The following is a 13,048-nucleotide window of genomic DNA, read 5'->3' as shown; positions in this document are numbered from 1 at the left end:
TTCAGTTTCCCTGCCCTTGAAAGTCTTTATCGGCGATGCGGTATTCGGCACTGCGCGCGTGGGCGCTCAACGATTCGCCACGGGCCAGTACCGAGGCAGTCTTGCCCAGTTCGGAGGCGCCGGCTTCGGAGCAGAAGATGATCGACGAGCGTTTCTGGAAGTCGTACACACCCAGCGGCGACGAGAACCGCGCGGTGCCGGACGTTGGCAATACGTGATTCGGGCCTGCGCAGTAATCGCCCAGTGCCTCGGAGGTGTGGCGCCCCATGAAGATCGCACCCGCGTGGCGGATCTGCGGCAACCAGGCCTGCGGATCGGCCACCGACAACTCCAGGTGCTCCGGCGCGATGCGGTTGGCGACCTCGATCGCCTGCGCCATGTCACGCACCTGGATCAGGGCGCCACGGCCATTGATCGAGGTTTCGATGATGGCGGCGCGATCCATGGTCGGCAGCAGCCTGGCGATGCTTTCGGCGACCTGGTCGAGGAATTCGGCATCCGGGCTGACCAGGATCGCCTGGGCGTCTTCGTCGTGCTCGGCCTGGGAGAACAGGTCCATGGCGATCCAGTCCGGATCGGTCTTGCCGTCGCACACCACGAGGATTTCCGACGGGCCGGCAATCATGTCGATGCCGACCTGGCCGAACACGTGACGCTTGGCGGTCGCGACATAGATGTTGCCCGGCCCCACCACCTTGTCCACCTGCGGCACGCTTTCCGTACCATAAGCCAACGCGGCCACCGCCTGCGCACCACCGATGGTGAACACGCGGTCGACGCCGGCAATGCAGGCCGCAGCCAGCACCAGTTCATTGATTTCACCGCGCGGGGTCGGCACCACCATGACCACTTCGGTCACGCCGGCAACCTTCGCCGGAATCGCGTTCATCAACACCGACGACGGGTACGACGCCTTGCCGCCCGGCACGTACAGGCCGGCGCGGTCCAGCGGCGTGACCTTCTGACCGAGGACGGTGCCGTCGGCTTCGGTGTAGGTCCAGGAATCCTGCTTTTGCTTCTCGTGATAGCTGCGCACCCGGGCCGCGGCTTTTTCCAGCGCTTCGCGCTGTGGCACGGTGATCCGGGTCAGGGCCAGTTCCAGGCGTTCGCGCGGCAGGATCAGGTCGGCCATGGACTTGACGTCCAGGCCGTCGAACTGCCGGGTGAACTCCACCAGCGCCGCATCGCCACGCTCGCGCACCGCCTTGATGATGTCCAGTACACGCTGATTGACCGAGTCGTCAGACACACTTTCCCAGCTCAGCAGATGATCCAGATGATGCGCGAAATCCGGGTCAGCAGCGTTGAGTCGGCGAATTGCAGTCAGTGCGGTCATAGCGAGAGCCTCATAGGATTGGCAAAAACTCAGGCGCCCTAACTTAGCAGTCGTTTCCGCTTGGGCACCCGAGAATTCTGGCTATGAGGCGGATAGACGGGCGCGACTCAACGTCGCGCAGGTGAATCAGCCGCGGTGTCGAGACTCCACTGCCTTGCGCAGGGTGTCGATCAACGCCTGGATACGGGCGTGCTGCATTTTCATCGAAGCCTTGTTGACGATCAGCCGGGAGCTGATGTCCGCAATGAAATCCTGTGGCTCCAGGCCGTTGGCACGCAGCGTGTTGCCGGTGTCGACCACGTCGATGATCTTGTCGGCCAGACCGATCAGCGGCGCCAGCTCCATCGAGCCGTACAGCTTGATGATGTCGACCTGACGGCCCTGTTCGGCGTAGTAACGCTTGGCAACGTTGACGAACTTGGTGGCGATACGCAGGCGGCCCTTGGGCTCGACCGCGCCGACCTTGCCGGCCGTCATCAGCTTGCACCGGGCAATCTGCAGGTCCAGCGGTTCGTACAGGCCCTGGCCACCGTATTCCATCAACACATCTTTACCGGCGACGCCCAGATCAGCGGCACCATGCTCGACGTAGGTCGGCACATCGGTGGCGCGCACGATCAGCAGGCGTACGTCGTCCTGGGTCGTGGGAATGATCAGCTTGCGGCTCTTGTCCGGATTCTCGGTCGGCACGATGCCCGCTTCGGCGAGAAGCGGCAGGGTGTCGTCAAGGATGCGGCCCTTGGACAGTGCGATGGTCAACATGGGAAACGTCAGTCCTTATCAAGGTACTCATGCCCGATCGCAAATGGCGCCGGACACAGATCGAGGGTGCAACCACCCTCGACTTGGAACAATTCGACGGGCACGTCCTTGTGCCCATGACGCAGAAACTAGCCCGGAACGCGACGGATCCTGGCGCCCAGCATCTGCAGTTTTTCCTCGATGCACTCGTAACCACGGTCGATGTGGTAGATACGGTCGATCAGGGTGTCGCCTTCGGCGATCAGCGCCGAGATCACCAGGCTCGCCGAAGCACGCAGGTCGGTGGCCATCACTGGCGCGCCCTTGAGCTTTTCGGTGCCGGTGACGATGGCAGTGTTGCCTTCGACCTGGATCTTGGCGCCCATGCGGTGCAGTTCATACACATGCATGAAGCGGTTTTCGAAGATCGTCTCGATCACAGCGCCGGTGCCTTCGGCAATGGCGTTGAGCGAAATGAACTGCGCCTGCATGTCGGTCGGAAACGCCGGGTACGGAGCGGTCCGCACGTTCACGGCCTTGGGCCGCTTGCCGTGCATGTTCAGCTCGATCCAGTCTTCACCGGTGGTGATCTCAGCGCCGGCTTCGCGAAGTTTTTCCAGGACGGCTTCGAGGATGGTCGGATCGGTGTCCTTGACCTTCACGCGACCGCCGGTCACGGCAGCGGCCACCAGGTAGGTGCCGGTTTCGATACGGTCAGGCATCACCTTGTAAGTGGTGGTGTGCAGGCGCTCGACGCCATCGATGGTGATGGTGTCGGTGCCAGCACCGGAAACCTTGGCGCCCATGGCGTTCAGGAAGTTAGCCAGGTCGACCACTTCCGGCTCGCGTGCGGCGTTGGCCAGCACGCTGCGGCCCTTGGCCAGGGCAGCGGCCATCATGATGTTCTCGGTACCGGTCACGCTGACGGTATCGAAGAAGAAGTGCGCACCGCGCAGGCCGCCTTCAGGGGCCTTGGCCTTGATGTAGCCGCCTTCGACGTCAATCACCGCGCCCATCGCTTCCAGGCCACGGATGTGCAGGTCGACCGGACGCGAACCGATGGCGCAACCGCCAGGCAACGCGACTTCGGCTTCGCCGAAACGGGCGACCATCGGCCCCAGTACCAGGATCGACGCACGCATGGTTTTAACCAGTTCGTACGGAGCGATCAGGGTCTTGATGGTGCGCGGGTCGATTTCGACTGCCAGCTTCTCGTCGATCACCGGTTCGATGCCCATGCGGCCGAACAGCTCGATCATGGTGGTGATGTCGTGCAGGTGTGGCAGGTTGGCAACCGTGACCGGGCCGTCGCACAGCAAAGTGGCCGCCAGGATCGGCAGGGCAGAGTTCTTTGCCCCGGAGATGCGGATCTCGCCATCAAGACGAGTGCCACCGGTAATAATCAGTTTATCCATAAGAATCTCGACGCCCTTGGGCTCAGGTGCGCTCGGCCCAGGCCGTGCTGCTGAAAAATTTCATAGTGACCGCATGGATGCTGCCATCGGTGATCCATGGGTTCAAATGGGCATAGACCTGCTGCTGACGCTTCACCGGGCTCAATGCCGCCAGTTCATCGCTGATCACGTTCAGCTGGAAATTGCAGCCTTCGCCTTCAACTTCCACTTTCGTGTTCGGCAGCTTTGCTTCAAGGAAGCTCTTAACTTCTACGGCCTGCATGCTCAACCTCAATCGGCGCCCTGTGCGCGCGGGTCGGACATCATACAAAAAAGCCCCGCGCCTGCGAACCCCGCGAAGCAGGACTCTGACGGGGGGCTTCCCTGCTGATGCTGTTAGGGATGCGCCAACAGCTCGGTCAGCTCGCTGACCTGAGCGATTTCACGCATGTCTTCGGGCATTGCACGGATGCTCAGCGACTTGCCGGCTTGCTGGGCATCACGCATGAAACACAGTAATAGCGACAAGCCGACGCTGCTGGACTTCAACACCGCCGAGCAATCCACCACCAACGCGCTGGCCTTGCTCGCCTTGATCAGCGCCTGGCCCTGCTTGCGCAGGCCCGGGCCGGTCATGTAGTCCAGCATGCCGCTGAGCATCAGCTCGCCGGATTCGGTCATGCGAATGGCCGACACACTCATTGGGACGACTTCTCGCTGGCTTCCTTGGCCTTGGCGACTTCACCGGCCCAGCCATTGATGGTCTTGTCCAGGTCGTTGCCATTGCGCTGCATCGCATCGGCGAACTGATCGCGGAACAGCTTGCCAATGTTGATGCCGTTGATGATCACGTTACGCAGCTTCCACTCGCCGTTGATCTTCTCCAGGGTGTAGGACACCGGATAGATCGCGCCGTTGGTGCCCTTGACGGTCATGCCGACGCTGGTACGGTCGCCGGACTCATCCTTGGGCGGATCGACGACGATCCCCTGGTTGTTGTACTCGAGCAGGGCATTGCCATAGAACTGGAACAGGCCTCGCTTGAAGTTTTCCTCGAAGGTCTTCATCTGCGCAGGCGTGGCCTTGCGCGAGTACTTGACCGTCATGATGCTCTTGGAAATGCCTTCGGCATCCACCACGGGGCCGACGATGGTGTTCAACGCCGTATAAAAGTCGTTCGGGTCCTGCTTGTATTTCTCCTTGTTGGCCGACAGGTCCTGGAGCAACCGGTTCGTGGTGTCCTCGACCAGGTCGTGCGCGGAAGGCGCCGCCACGGCGTGAGCCATCAGCGGCATGGCCGCGAGTAATACCAACAGGCCGCGTCGTAAGGTAGAAATCATTCAAAAGCTCCTCATTTGGCGTCTTTGCTAACGGTATTGAGCAGGAATTTACCGATCAGGTCCTCGAGCACCAGCGATGACTGGGTATCGTGAATGGTCCCACCCTCCTTGAGCAGGGTTTCTTCGCCACCCACGCTGATGCCGATGTATTTCTCACCCAGCAGGCCAGCCGTCAGAATAGATGCAGTGGAGTCAGTCGGCAGGTTATCCACCCGTTTTTCCAGCTGCATCGTCACCCGACCGGTGAAACTGTCGCGGTCCAGATCGATTGCCGTGACCTTGCCGATGGTCACACCGGCCATGGTCACTTTAGCTCTGACCGTCAAACCGGCGATATTGTCGAAATAGGCATAAAGTTTATATGTTTCGGTGGTGGCGCTCGGGGACAGGCCACTGACCCGCAACGCCAGCAGCAGCAAAGCCAGGATGCCAGCCAGCAGAAAAAGGCCGACACCGATTTCCAGGGTGCGGTTTTGCATCAGAAATCTCCAAACATCAAGGCGGTCAAAATAAAGTCCAGGCCGAGTACAGCCAACGAGGCGTACACCACGGTCTTGGTAGTGGCACGACTGATCCCCTCTGAAGTGGGCTCACAGTCATAGCCTTGGAATACGGCGATCCAGGTCACGACAAAGGCGAAGACGACACTTTTGATGATGCCGTTGAGCACATCGTCGGTGAAGGTCACGCTGTTTTGCATGTTGGACCAGTAGGAACCCTCATACACACCCAGCCAGTCGACAGCCACCCACGAACCGCCCCAGATACCCACGACGCTGAAAATCATCGCCAGCACCGGCAGGGAAATAAAGCCGGCCCACAGGCGCGGGGCAATGATGTACTTGAGCGGGTCGACACCAATCATTTCCAGACTGGACAACTGTTCGGTGGATTTCATGTTGCCGATTTCCGCCGTCAGGGCCGAACCGGCGCGGCCGGCGAACAGCAAGGCGGTGACCACGGGGCCCAGTTCGCGCAGCAAGGTCAGGGCAACCATTTGCCCGACCGCCTGCTCCGAACCGTAGCTGGACAGGATATTGAACCCCTGCAGTGCCAGTACCATGCCGATGAATACCCCGGAGACCACGATGATCACCAGGGACATCACGCCCACCGAATGCAGTTGCCGGATCAGCAGGCCGAAACCGCCGCCGATGCCGCCGCGCCCCAACAGGGCATGAAACAGAAAGATGGTCGAACGACCGAACGCGGCCAGCACATCGATGCCGGCGTGGCCGAAGCGGCGTACGCGTTCCAGCAGTGAAGTCTTGCGCATCAACGCTTCCCCAGAAGATCTGCGCGGTAATCCGTCGCTGGAAAGTGGTATGCGACCGGGCCATCGGGTTCGCCGGTCATGAATTGGCGAATCCGTGGCTCCTGCGAGTTCATCAGCTCCTGCGGCGTGCCCTGCCCCAGGACCTGGCCGTCGCCGACGACATAGATGTAGTCGGCAATGCTCGCCGTCTCGGCCAGGTCGTGGGAAACCACGATGCTGGTGATGCCCAGGGCGTCGTTGAGCAGACGGATCAGGCGCACCAGCACGCCCATGGCAATGGGGTCCTGGCCAACGAAGGGTTCGTCATACATGAGGATCTGCGGGTCCAGGGCAATCGCCCGGGCCAGCGCGACGCGGCGTTTCATGCCGCCGGACAACTCCTCGGGCATCAGGTCGATGGCGCCACGCAGCCCGACGGCCTGCAATTTGAGCAGCACGATGTCCCGGATCATTTCTTCCGGAAGCTCGGTATGAACCCGTAGCGGAAAGGCGACGTTCTCGAACACATCGAGATCGGTGAACAGCGCGCCACTCTGGAACAGCACACCCATGTGCTTGCGTGCATCGAACAGATCGCTGCGCGACAACTTCGGCAGGTTCTGACCGTTGACCCAGACTTCGCCCTTGGCCGGACGCAATTGAGCGCCCATCAAACGCAACAGCGTGGTCTTGCCACACCCGGAAGGTCCCATGATGCCGGTGACCTTGCCGCGCGGAATACGGATATCGACGTTATTGAAAATGCTGCGCGCACCGCGCTTGAAGGTCACTCCCTTCAGCTCGACCGCGTAGGCGTTATCGGCACTCATCTAAACTCCTTGCGATGCAGCCTCTCACTCGGACGCCTGTCTTTCTGACGAAAGCACATACCTCCCCGGGCGGGCCGAACTGGCGGCGAACTATATCACTGCAAAGGCTGAGCGCCCAAGCGTCAAGCCGCCCCTGCCCCACCAGATGATGAAAAAATGACGTCAATTACCCGCATTCAGTAACAAGGAATGACAAAGCGTGACGAACTTGCGTGAGGGTTTCGATCATTACCGCTATAATCGCCGCCTTTTCATCAGGTCAAACGATTTCTGACATGAGCCAATCAAGCGAGCTGATCCAATCGGCACAACGCACCATCCGCCTCGAACTGGAAGCCGTACAAGGCTTGCTGCCCCGTATCGACGCAGATTTCGTACGCGCTTGCGAGATGATTCTGGCCAGCAAAGGCCGAGTGGTCGTGGTCGGCATGGGCAAGTCCGGGCACATCGGCAACAAGATTGCCGCCACCCTGGCCAGCACCGGCACCACGGCGTTTTTTGTCCACCCGGCCGAAGCCAGCCACGGCGACATGGGCATGATCACCCGTGACGACATCATCCTGGCCTTGTCGAACTCCGGCTCCACCAATGAAATCGTCACCCTGCTGCCGCTGATCAAGCGCCTGGGCATCCAGCTGATCAGCATGACCGGCAATCCCGAGTCACCGCTGGCCAAGGCGGCCGAGGTCAACCTCAACGTCCACGTCGAGCACGAAGCCTGCCCGCTCAACCTGGCGCCGACGTCCTCGACCACCGCCGCCCTGATCATGGGCGACGCCCTGGCGGTTGCACTGCTCGAGGCCCGTGGCTTCACCGCCGAAGACTTCGCGTTTTCCCACCCGGGCGGCGCATTGGGCCGACGCCTGCTGCTGAAAGTGGAAAACGTCATGCACGCCGGACAGGAGCTGCCGCAAGTCCAGCGCGGCACCCTGCTCAAGGACGCATTGATGGAAATGACGCGCAAGGGCCTGGGAATGACCGTCATCCTGGAAGCCGACGGCAAGCTGGCCGGGATCTTCACGGACGGCGACCTGCGCCGCACCCTGGACCGCAGCATCGACATCCACAGCGCCACGATCGATCAGGTCATGACCGCCCACGGCAAGACCGGCCGCGCCGAAATGCTCGCCGCCGAGGCCCTGAAAATCATGGAAGACCATAAAATCAGTGCACTGGTCGTGGTCGACGGCGACGATCGTCCGGTCGGTGCCCTGAACATGCACGACTTGTTGCGTGCAGGAGTAATGTAATGAGTGCTGACCTGCTGCAACGCGGCAAACAGATCAAACTGGCCGTCTTCGACGTCGACGGCGTGTTGACCGACGGACACCTGTACTTTCTTGAAGACGGCAGCGAGTTCAAGGCCTTCAACACACTCGACGGCCAGGGCATCAAGATGCTCATGGCCGCGGGCGTGCAGACAGCCATTATCAGCGGCCGCAAGTCCCCGGCGGTCGAACGTCGGGCGATGAACCTGGGCATTCCCCATGTTTATCAGGGTCGTGAAGACAAGCTGGTGGTGCTGGACGGATTGCTGGCCCAGCTCGGCCTGAGCCATGAAAACGTCGCCTACCTCGGCGACGACCTGCCCGACCTGCCGGTGATTCGCCGGGTAGGCCTGGGGATTGCGGTGGCCAACGCCGCCAGTTTTGTCCGTGAACACGCTCACGGCGTTACCCAGGCCCGTGGTGGCGAGGGTGCCGCCCGCGAATTCTGCGAACTGATCCTGCGTGCCCAGGGCCGCCTCGATGCGGCCAACGCCGCGTACCTGTGAGCCAACTATGCTGAGCAAGAAATTTCGCAACGTCCTGGTGTTCGGTTGCATCGCAGCGATCTTCGCTGCGGTCGGCTACTGGAACATCAGCCCGGAACGCTTCCTCGACAAGCCGGCGGCCAAGACCCAGGACAGCCCCATCGACTGGTACGCGACCAATACTCACACCCTGCAATACCTCGAAGACGGACGCGTGCAGTACGAAATGACGTCCGACAAAGCCGAGCACGTCAAAGCCACCGACATCACGCTGGTCACCAAGCCGGACCTGAACATGTACCGCGGCACCGACTTTCCGTGGCATGTCACCAGCGACCGCGGTGAGGTGAACCCTGGCGGTACCGAGGTCGAACTGATCGACAACGTGCGCGTCAAGCGCACCGACGAAAAGAAACGCGACACCCTCATCACCTCAACCCGCATGACGGTGTTCCCGCAGCAGCAATATGCGCAGACCCAGCAACCCGTTAGAATCGACGGCGCCGGTGGCGTATCGACTGGCGTAGGCATGAAAGCGTATTTGAAGGACAGCAGGATACACCTGCTATCGAACGTAAGAGGACAGTATGAGGCTCGTTAAAACTCTCCCTATTTTGCTCGGTCTGGGCGCAGCACTGGGAAGCGTGAGCGCCTGGGCTCTGCCGACCGATCAGCAGCAGCCTATCCGCATTCAGGCCGACGACGCCCAGCTGGACGACAAGAATGGCGTTGCCACCTACACCGGCGACGTCATCATCACCCAGGGCTCGATGAAGGTCACCGGCAACAAGGTGACCATGACCCGCGCCCCGAACGGTGACATCGACGTGGTGACTTCGGTCGGCAACCTCGCCTACTTCGAGCAACTGCAAACGGCGGGCGACACCAAGCCGGTGCAAGGCTGGGGCGTCACCATCCAGTACCACGCCACGCAAGACCGCGTGGTACTGATCGATCGGGCCAAGGTCGTCGACAAGGACGGCAACGTGACCCAGGGCGAGAAAATCGTCTATGACACCAACAAGAAGCTCGCCAGCGCCGGCCGCGCCACAGGCACCAACGTGACCGAGTCGCGCCCGCGGATCGACATGGTGATCCAGCCGAAAAAGAAAACCGACGAGCAAAAGGCCCAGTAATGGCAACTCTGAAAGCTCAGCATCTGGCCAAGAGCTACAAGAGCCGCCAGGTCGTGCGCGACGTCAGCCTGTCCATCGACAGCGGTCAGATCGTCGGCCTGCTCGGCCCCAACGGCGCCGGCAAGACCACCTGCTTCTACATGATCGTCGGTCTGGTCCAGGCCGATCAGGGCCGCGTCCTGATCGACGACCTGGACGTCAGCCACCAGCCGATGCACGGCCGTGCGAAGGCCGGTATCGGCTACCTGCCGCAGGAAGCGTCGATCTTCCGCAAGCTCTCCGTTGCCGACAACATCATGGCGATCCTCGAGACGCGCAAGGAACTCGACAAGGCCGGCCGTCGCAAGGAACTGGAAAGCCTGCTGCAGGAATTCCACATCAGCCATATCCGCGACAACCTCGGCATGAGCCTGTCCGGTGGTGAGCGCCGTCGTGTGGAAATCGCCCGCGCACTGGCCACCAGCCCGAAATTCATCCTCCTCGACGAACCCTTCGCCGGTGTGGACCCGATTTCCGTGGGCGACATCAAGCAGATCATTCACCACCTCAAGGCCAAGGGCATTGGCGTGCTGATCACTGACCACAACGTCCGCGAGACCCTGGATATCTGCGAAACCGCCTATATCGTCAACGATGGTCAGCTGATCGCCGAGGGCGACTCTGCCACCATCCTGGCCAACGACCTGGTCAAGGAAGTTTACCTGGGCCATGAGTTCCGCCTGTAAGCACTGAGGCCACGGGCTGGGCGGCCGAGCGCTCGTAGCGATGAAAAATCAAGATTTTTTTATTGTTACAGCGCTCTAGGCAAACGATGTTATTTCGGGCATATAATTTGCTTATGTTTGGCGCTCCGGCGCCCTGTAGTGGATGGCGCATGCGCGCCGGAATAAGGTGTTAAGCCCCTGCCATGAAACCATCGCTAGTCTTGAGAATGGGCCAGCAGCTGACGATGACACCGCAGCTGCAACAGGCCATCCGCCTGCTCCAATTGTCGACCCTGGACCTGCAACAGGAAATCCAGGAGGCCCTGGAGTCCAATCCGATGCTCGAACGCCAGGAGGAAGGCGACGACTTCGATAACTCCGACCCCATGGCCGACAACGTCGAACACAAGCCCAACACCGAAATCCAGGAACCCTCCTACCAGGAAAGCACACCGACGGTCGACAACCTCGAGGAAGGCGACTGGAACGAGCGCATCCCCAATGAACTGCCCGTCGACACCGCTTGGGAAGACGTTTACCAGACCAGCGCCAGCAGCCTGCCGAGCAACGATGACGACGAGTGGGATTTCACCACCCGCACCTCGGCCGGTGAAAGCCTGCAAAGCCACCTGCTGTGGCAACTGAACCTGGCGCCGATGTCCGACACCGACCGTCTGATTGCCGTCACCCTGATCGATTGCATCAACAACCAGGGTTACCTGGACGAAACCCTCGAAGAAATCCTCGAAGCCTTCGATCCGGAACTGGACATCGAACTGGACGAAATCGAAGCCGTCCTGCACCGCATCCAGCAATTCGAACCGGCCGGCATCGCCGCCCGCAATCTCGGCGAATGCCTGCTGCTGCAATTGCGTCAGTTGCCCGCCAAGACCCCTTGGCTGGCCGAAGCCAAGCGCCTGGTCAGCGACTACATCGACCTGCTCGGCAGTCGCGACTACAGCCAGCTGATGCGCCGCATGAAACTCAAGGAAGACGAGCTGCGCCAGGTGATCGAACTGGTCCAGAGCCTCAATCCGCGCCCGGGCTCGCAGATCGAGTCCAGTGAAGCCGAATACGTCGTTCCCGACGTGATCGTGCGCAAGGACAACGAGCGCTGGCTGGTGGAACTGAATCAGGAGTCGGTGCCACGGCTGCGGGTCAACGCCCAATACGCCGGTTTCGTGCGCCGCGCCGACACCAGCGCCGACAACACCTTCATGCGCAATCAGTTGCAGGAGGCTCGCTGGTTCATCAAGAGCCTGCAAAGCCGCAACGAAACGCTGATGAAAGTGGCCACCCAGATCGTCGAACATCAGCGCGGTTTTCTGGAATACGGCGACGAAGCCATGAAACCGCTGGTCCTGCATGACATCGCCGAAGCGGTGGGCATGCACGAATCGACGATTTCCCGGGTGACCACGCAGAAATTCATGCATACCCCCCGGGGCATATATGAGCTGAAATACTTTTTCTCCAGCCATGTCAGCACCTCCGAAGGCGGCGAATGCTCGTCCACGGCGATTCGCGCAATCATCAAAAAACTGGTTGCCGCGGAAAATCAGAAAAAGCCGTTGAGTGACAGCAAGATCGCTGGTTTACTGGAGGCACAAGGCATTCAGGTGGCTCGCCGCACCGTCGCCAAGTACCGCGAATCCCTCGGGATCGCGCCTTCGAGCGAACGCAAGCGGTTGATGTAGGGCCACGCCACAGCGTTCCAGTGGTAGATCATCGGATCTACCGCTTTATGCACTGGCAACGAAGGAGAAGCTGTATGCAAGTCAATATCAGTGGACACCAACTGGAAGTGACCGAACCTCTTCGCACCTACATCGGCGAAAAACTCCAACGACTGGAGCGGCATTTCGACAAGATCACCAACGTGCAGGTCACGATGACGGTCGAGAAGCTGAAGCAGAAAATCGAAGCCACGCTGCATATTCCCGGCAATGAAGTCGTCGCCAACGCGGAACATACCGATATGTACGCAGCGATCGACGCATTGACCGACAAGCTGGATAAACAACTCAAAAAGCATAAGGAAAAGACCCAGAGCCTCCTCCAGGGCGCAACCGGTCGTTAACACCCCCAACCCATGATCCGACTTGAAAGCATCCTGACCCCCGGCCGTTCCCTGGTGAACGTGCCGGGAGGCAGTAAAAAGAAAGCCCTCGAGCAAATTGCCAACCTGATCGCCCGGGAAGTCCCCGATCTGGAGATGCAAGATGTTTTCGAGGCCCTGATAGCCCGTGAAAAACTCGGTTCGACCGGTTTTGGCAACGGCATCGCCATTCCCCACTGTCGGCTCAAAGGCTGTATCTCTCCCGTCAGTGCCTTGATGCACCTGGATGCACCCATCGATTTTGACGCCATCGACGGCGCTCCGGTCGACCTGCTGTTCGTTCTGCTGGTCCCGCAAGCCGCTACCGATGCGCACCTTGAATTGCTCCGTCAGATCGCCAGCATGCTCGATCGCAAGGAAGTCCGTGATCGCCTGCGCAGCGCTTCGAGCAATGAAGCCTTGTATCAGGTTGTCCTGGACGAGCAGAACGGGCACTAATC

General features: G+C 60.4%; 17 protein-coding genes. 8 read left to right on the top strand and 9 right to left on the bottom strand.

All coding sequences use genetic code 11. From position 1 onward, the window contains the following. Window position 1 precedes the first annotated feature (1 nt). From hisD to IB249_RS29005, 9 genes are all read right to left on the bottom strand, one after another. Window positions 2-1,336 (bottom strand): histidinol dehydrogenase, encoded by a 1,335-nt coding sequence (hisD, locus tag IB249_RS29045; protein WP_192309719.1) that lies wholly within the window; start codon window positions 1,334-1,336, stop codon window positions 2-4. 126 nt (window positions 1,337-1,462) lie between these two features. Next, window positions 1,463-2,098, bottom strand: a complete 636-nt coding sequence (hisG, locus tag IB249_RS29040) for an ATP phosphoribosyltransferase (RefSeq protein WP_192309717.1) — start codon at window positions 2,096-2,098, stop codon at window positions 1,463-1,465. A 128-nt stretch (window positions 2,099-2,226) separates the two neighbouring features. After that, window positions 2,227-3,492, bottom strand: coding sequence for a UDP-N-acetylglucosamine 1-carboxyvinyltransferase (murA, locus tag IB249_RS29035; protein ID WP_192309714.1), 1,266 nt, complete (start codon window positions 3,490-3,492; stop codon window positions 2,227-2,229). A 22-nt stretch (window positions 3,493-3,514) separates the two neighbouring features. Further along, on the bottom strand, window positions 3,515-3,754 hold the full coding sequence (locus IB249_RS29030; protein ID WP_192309712.1) for a BolA family protein: 240 nt from the start codon (window positions 3,752-3,754) through the stop codon (window positions 3,515-3,517). A 113-nt stretch (window positions 3,755-3,867) separates the two neighbouring features. Further along, window positions 3,868-4,173, bottom strand: coding sequence for a lipid asymmetry maintenance protein MlaB (locus tag IB249_RS29025; protein WP_192309710.1), 306 nt, complete (start codon window positions 4,171-4,173; stop codon window positions 3,868-3,870). Further along, window positions 4,170-4,811: a phospholipid-binding protein MlaC gene (locus IB249_RS29020; RefSeq protein ID WP_192309708.1), complete on the bottom strand. Its 642-nt coding sequence runs from the start codon at window positions 4,809-4,811 to the stop codon at window positions 4,170-4,172. Before IB249_RS29020 ends, IB249_RS29025 begins: the two co-directional genes overlap by 4 nt. Before the next feature lie 11 nt (window positions 4,812-4,822). Beyond that, on the bottom strand, window positions 4,823-5,290 hold the full coding sequence (gene mlaD / locus IB249_RS29015; protein WP_007901560.1) for an outer membrane lipid asymmetry maintenance protein MlaD: 468 nt from the start codon (window positions 5,288-5,290) through the stop codon (window positions 4,823-4,825). Then, on the bottom strand, window positions 5,290-6,087 hold the full coding sequence (gene mlaE / locus IB249_RS29010) for a lipid asymmetry maintenance ABC transporter permease subunit MlaE (protein WP_192309706.1): 798 nt from the start codon (window positions 6,085-6,087) through the stop codon (window positions 5,290-5,292). The genes mlaD and mlaE overlap by 1 nt, the downstream gene beginning before the upstream one ends. Next, window positions 6,087-6,896, bottom strand: a complete 810-nt coding sequence (locus IB249_RS29005; protein ID WP_192309704.1) for an ATP-binding cassette domain-containing protein — start codon at window positions 6,894-6,896, stop codon at window positions 6,087-6,089. The genes mlaE and IB249_RS29005 overlap by 1 nt, the downstream gene beginning before the upstream one ends. 275 nt (window positions 6,897-7,171) lie before the next feature. Here IB249_RS29005 and IB249_RS29000 point away from each other — a divergent pair, with 275 nt between their 5' ends. The 8 genes from IB249_RS29000 (at window position 7,172) to ptsN (ending at window position 13,046) form a co-directional block, all read left to right on the top strand. Then, complete coding sequence (locus IB249_RS29000) at window positions 7,172-8,146, top strand: KpsF/GutQ family sugar-phosphate isomerase (RefSeq protein WP_192309684.1); 975 nt, start codon at window positions 7,172-7,174, stop codon at window positions 8,144-8,146. After that, on the top strand, window positions 8,146-8,670 hold the full coding sequence (locus IB249_RS28995) for a KdsC family phosphatase (RefSeq protein ID WP_192309682.1): 525 nt from the start codon (window positions 8,146-8,148) through the stop codon (window positions 8,668-8,670). Before IB249_RS29000 ends, IB249_RS28995 begins: the two co-directional genes overlap by 1 nt. Before the next feature lie 7 nt (window positions 8,671-8,677). Further along, the gene (gene lptC, locus IB249_RS28990; protein ID WP_192309679.1) at window positions 8,678-9,250 is read left to right on the top strand and encodes an LPS export ABC transporter periplasmic protein LptC; all 573 of its coding nucleotides are present in this window, start codon (window positions 8,678-8,680) and stop codon (window positions 9,248-9,250) included. Beyond that, the gene (gene lptA, locus IB249_RS28985; protein ID WP_192309677.1) at window positions 9,237-9,785 is read left to right on the top strand and encodes a lipopolysaccharide transport periplasmic protein LptA; all 549 of its coding nucleotides are present in this window, start codon (window positions 9,237-9,239) and stop codon (window positions 9,783-9,785) included. The genes lptC and lptA overlap by 14 nt, the downstream gene beginning before the upstream one ends. Continuing rightward, window positions 9,785-10,510 carry an LPS export ABC transporter ATP-binding protein gene (gene lptB / locus IB249_RS28980; RefSeq protein ID WP_192309675.1) on the top strand — a complete coding sequence of 242 codons (726 nt, stop codon included), beginning with the start codon at window positions 9,785-9,787 and terminating at the stop codon, window positions 10,508-10,510. Before lptA ends, lptB begins: the two co-directional genes overlap by 1 nt. 182 nt (window positions 10,511-10,692) lie before the next feature. Beyond that, window positions 10,693-12,186 carry an RNA polymerase factor sigma-54 gene (locus IB249_RS28975; protein ID WP_192309672.1) on the top strand — a complete coding sequence of 498 codons (1,494 nt, stop codon included), beginning with the start codon at window positions 10,693-10,695 and terminating at the stop codon, window positions 12,184-12,186. 74 nt (window positions 12,187-12,260) lie between these two features. Beyond that, entirely contained in the window at window positions 12,261-12,569 is a 309-nt protein-coding gene (gene hpf / locus IB249_RS28970) for a ribosome hibernation-promoting factor, HPF/YfiA family (RefSeq protein ID WP_047537716.1), read from the top strand. Between the two features lie 12 nt (window positions 12,570-12,581). After that, the gene (gene ptsN, locus IB249_RS28965; protein ID WP_192309670.1) at window positions 12,582-13,046 is read left to right on the top strand and encodes a PTS IIA-like nitrogen regulatory protein PtsN; all 465 of its coding nucleotides are present in this window, start codon (window positions 12,582-12,584) and stop codon (window positions 13,044-13,046) included. Window positions 13,047-13,048: the final 2 nt, after the last annotated feature.

It is taken from the genome of Pseudomonas sp. PDM04 (genome assembly GCF_014851765.1).
In the GTDB taxonomy this organism is placed as follows: domain Bacteria; phylum Pseudomonadota; class Gammaproteobacteria; order Pseudomonadales; family Pseudomonadaceae; genus Aquipseudomonas.
Note: the sequence above shows the minus strand (reverse complement) of the source record. Positions and strands in the feature narration are given on the sequence as shown.

Bases quoted from the DNA above. Each gene is read 5' to 3' on its own strand.
- hisD (WP_192309719.1), bottom strand. From the start codon at position 1,336: ATGACCGCACTGACTGCAATTCGCCGACTCAACGCTGCTGACCCGGAT.
- hisG (WP_192309717.1), bottom strand. From the start codon at position 2,098: ATGTTGACCATCGCACTGTCCAAGGGCCGCATCCTTGACGACACCCTG.
- murA (WP_192309714.1), bottom strand. From the start codon at position 3,492: ATGGATAAACTGATTATTACCGGTGGCACTCGTCTTGATGGCGAGATC.
- IB249_RS29030 (WP_192309712.1), bottom strand. From the start codon at position 3,754: ATGCAGGCCGTAGAAGTTAAGAGCTTCCTTGAAGCAAAGCTGCCGAAC.
- IB249_RS29025 (WP_192309710.1), bottom strand. From the start codon at position 4,173: ATGAGTGTGTCGGCCATTCGCATGACCGAATCCGGCGAGCTGATGCTC.
- IB249_RS29020 (WP_192309708.1), bottom strand. From the start codon at position 4,811: ATGATTTCTACCTTACGACGCGGCCTGTTGGTATTACTCGCGGCCATG.
- mlaD (WP_007901560.1), bottom strand. From the start codon at position 5,290: ATGCAAAACCGCACCCTGGAAATCGGTGTCGGCCTTTTTCTGCTGGCT.
- mlaE (WP_192309706.1), bottom strand. From the start codon at position 6,087: ATGCGCAAGACTTCACTGCTGGAACGCGTACGCCGCTTCGGCCACGCC.
- IB249_RS29005 (WP_192309704.1), bottom strand. From the start codon at position 6,896: ATGAGTGCCGATAACGCCTACGCGGTCGAGCTGAAGGGAGTGACCTTC.
- IB249_RS29000 (WP_192309684.1), top strand. From the start codon at position 7,172: ATGAGCCAATCAAGCGAGCTGATCCAATCGGCACAACGCACCATCCGC.
- IB249_RS28995 (WP_192309682.1), top strand. From the start codon at position 8,146: ATGAGTGCTGACCTGCTGCAACGCGGCAAACAGATCAAACTGGCCGTC.
- lptC (WP_192309679.1), top strand. From the start codon at position 8,678: ATGCTGAGCAAGAAATTTCGCAACGTCCTGGTGTTCGGTTGCATCGCA.
- lptA (WP_192309677.1), top strand. From the start codon at position 9,237: ATGAGGCTCGTTAAAACTCTCCCTATTTTGCTCGGTCTGGGCGCAGCA.
- lptB (WP_192309675.1), top strand. From the start codon at position 9,785: ATGGCAACTCTGAAAGCTCAGCATCTGGCCAAGAGCTACAAGAGCCGC.
- IB249_RS28975 (WP_192309672.1), top strand. From the start codon at position 10,693: ATGAAACCATCGCTAGTCTTGAGAATGGGCCAGCAGCTGACGATGACA.
- hpf (WP_047537716.1), top strand. From the start codon at position 12,261: ATGCAAGTCAATATCAGTGGACACCAACTGGAAGTGACCGAACCTCTT.
- ptsN (WP_192309670.1), top strand. From the start codon at position 12,582: ATGATCCGACTTGAAAGCATCCTGACCCCCGGCCGTTCCCTGGTGAAC.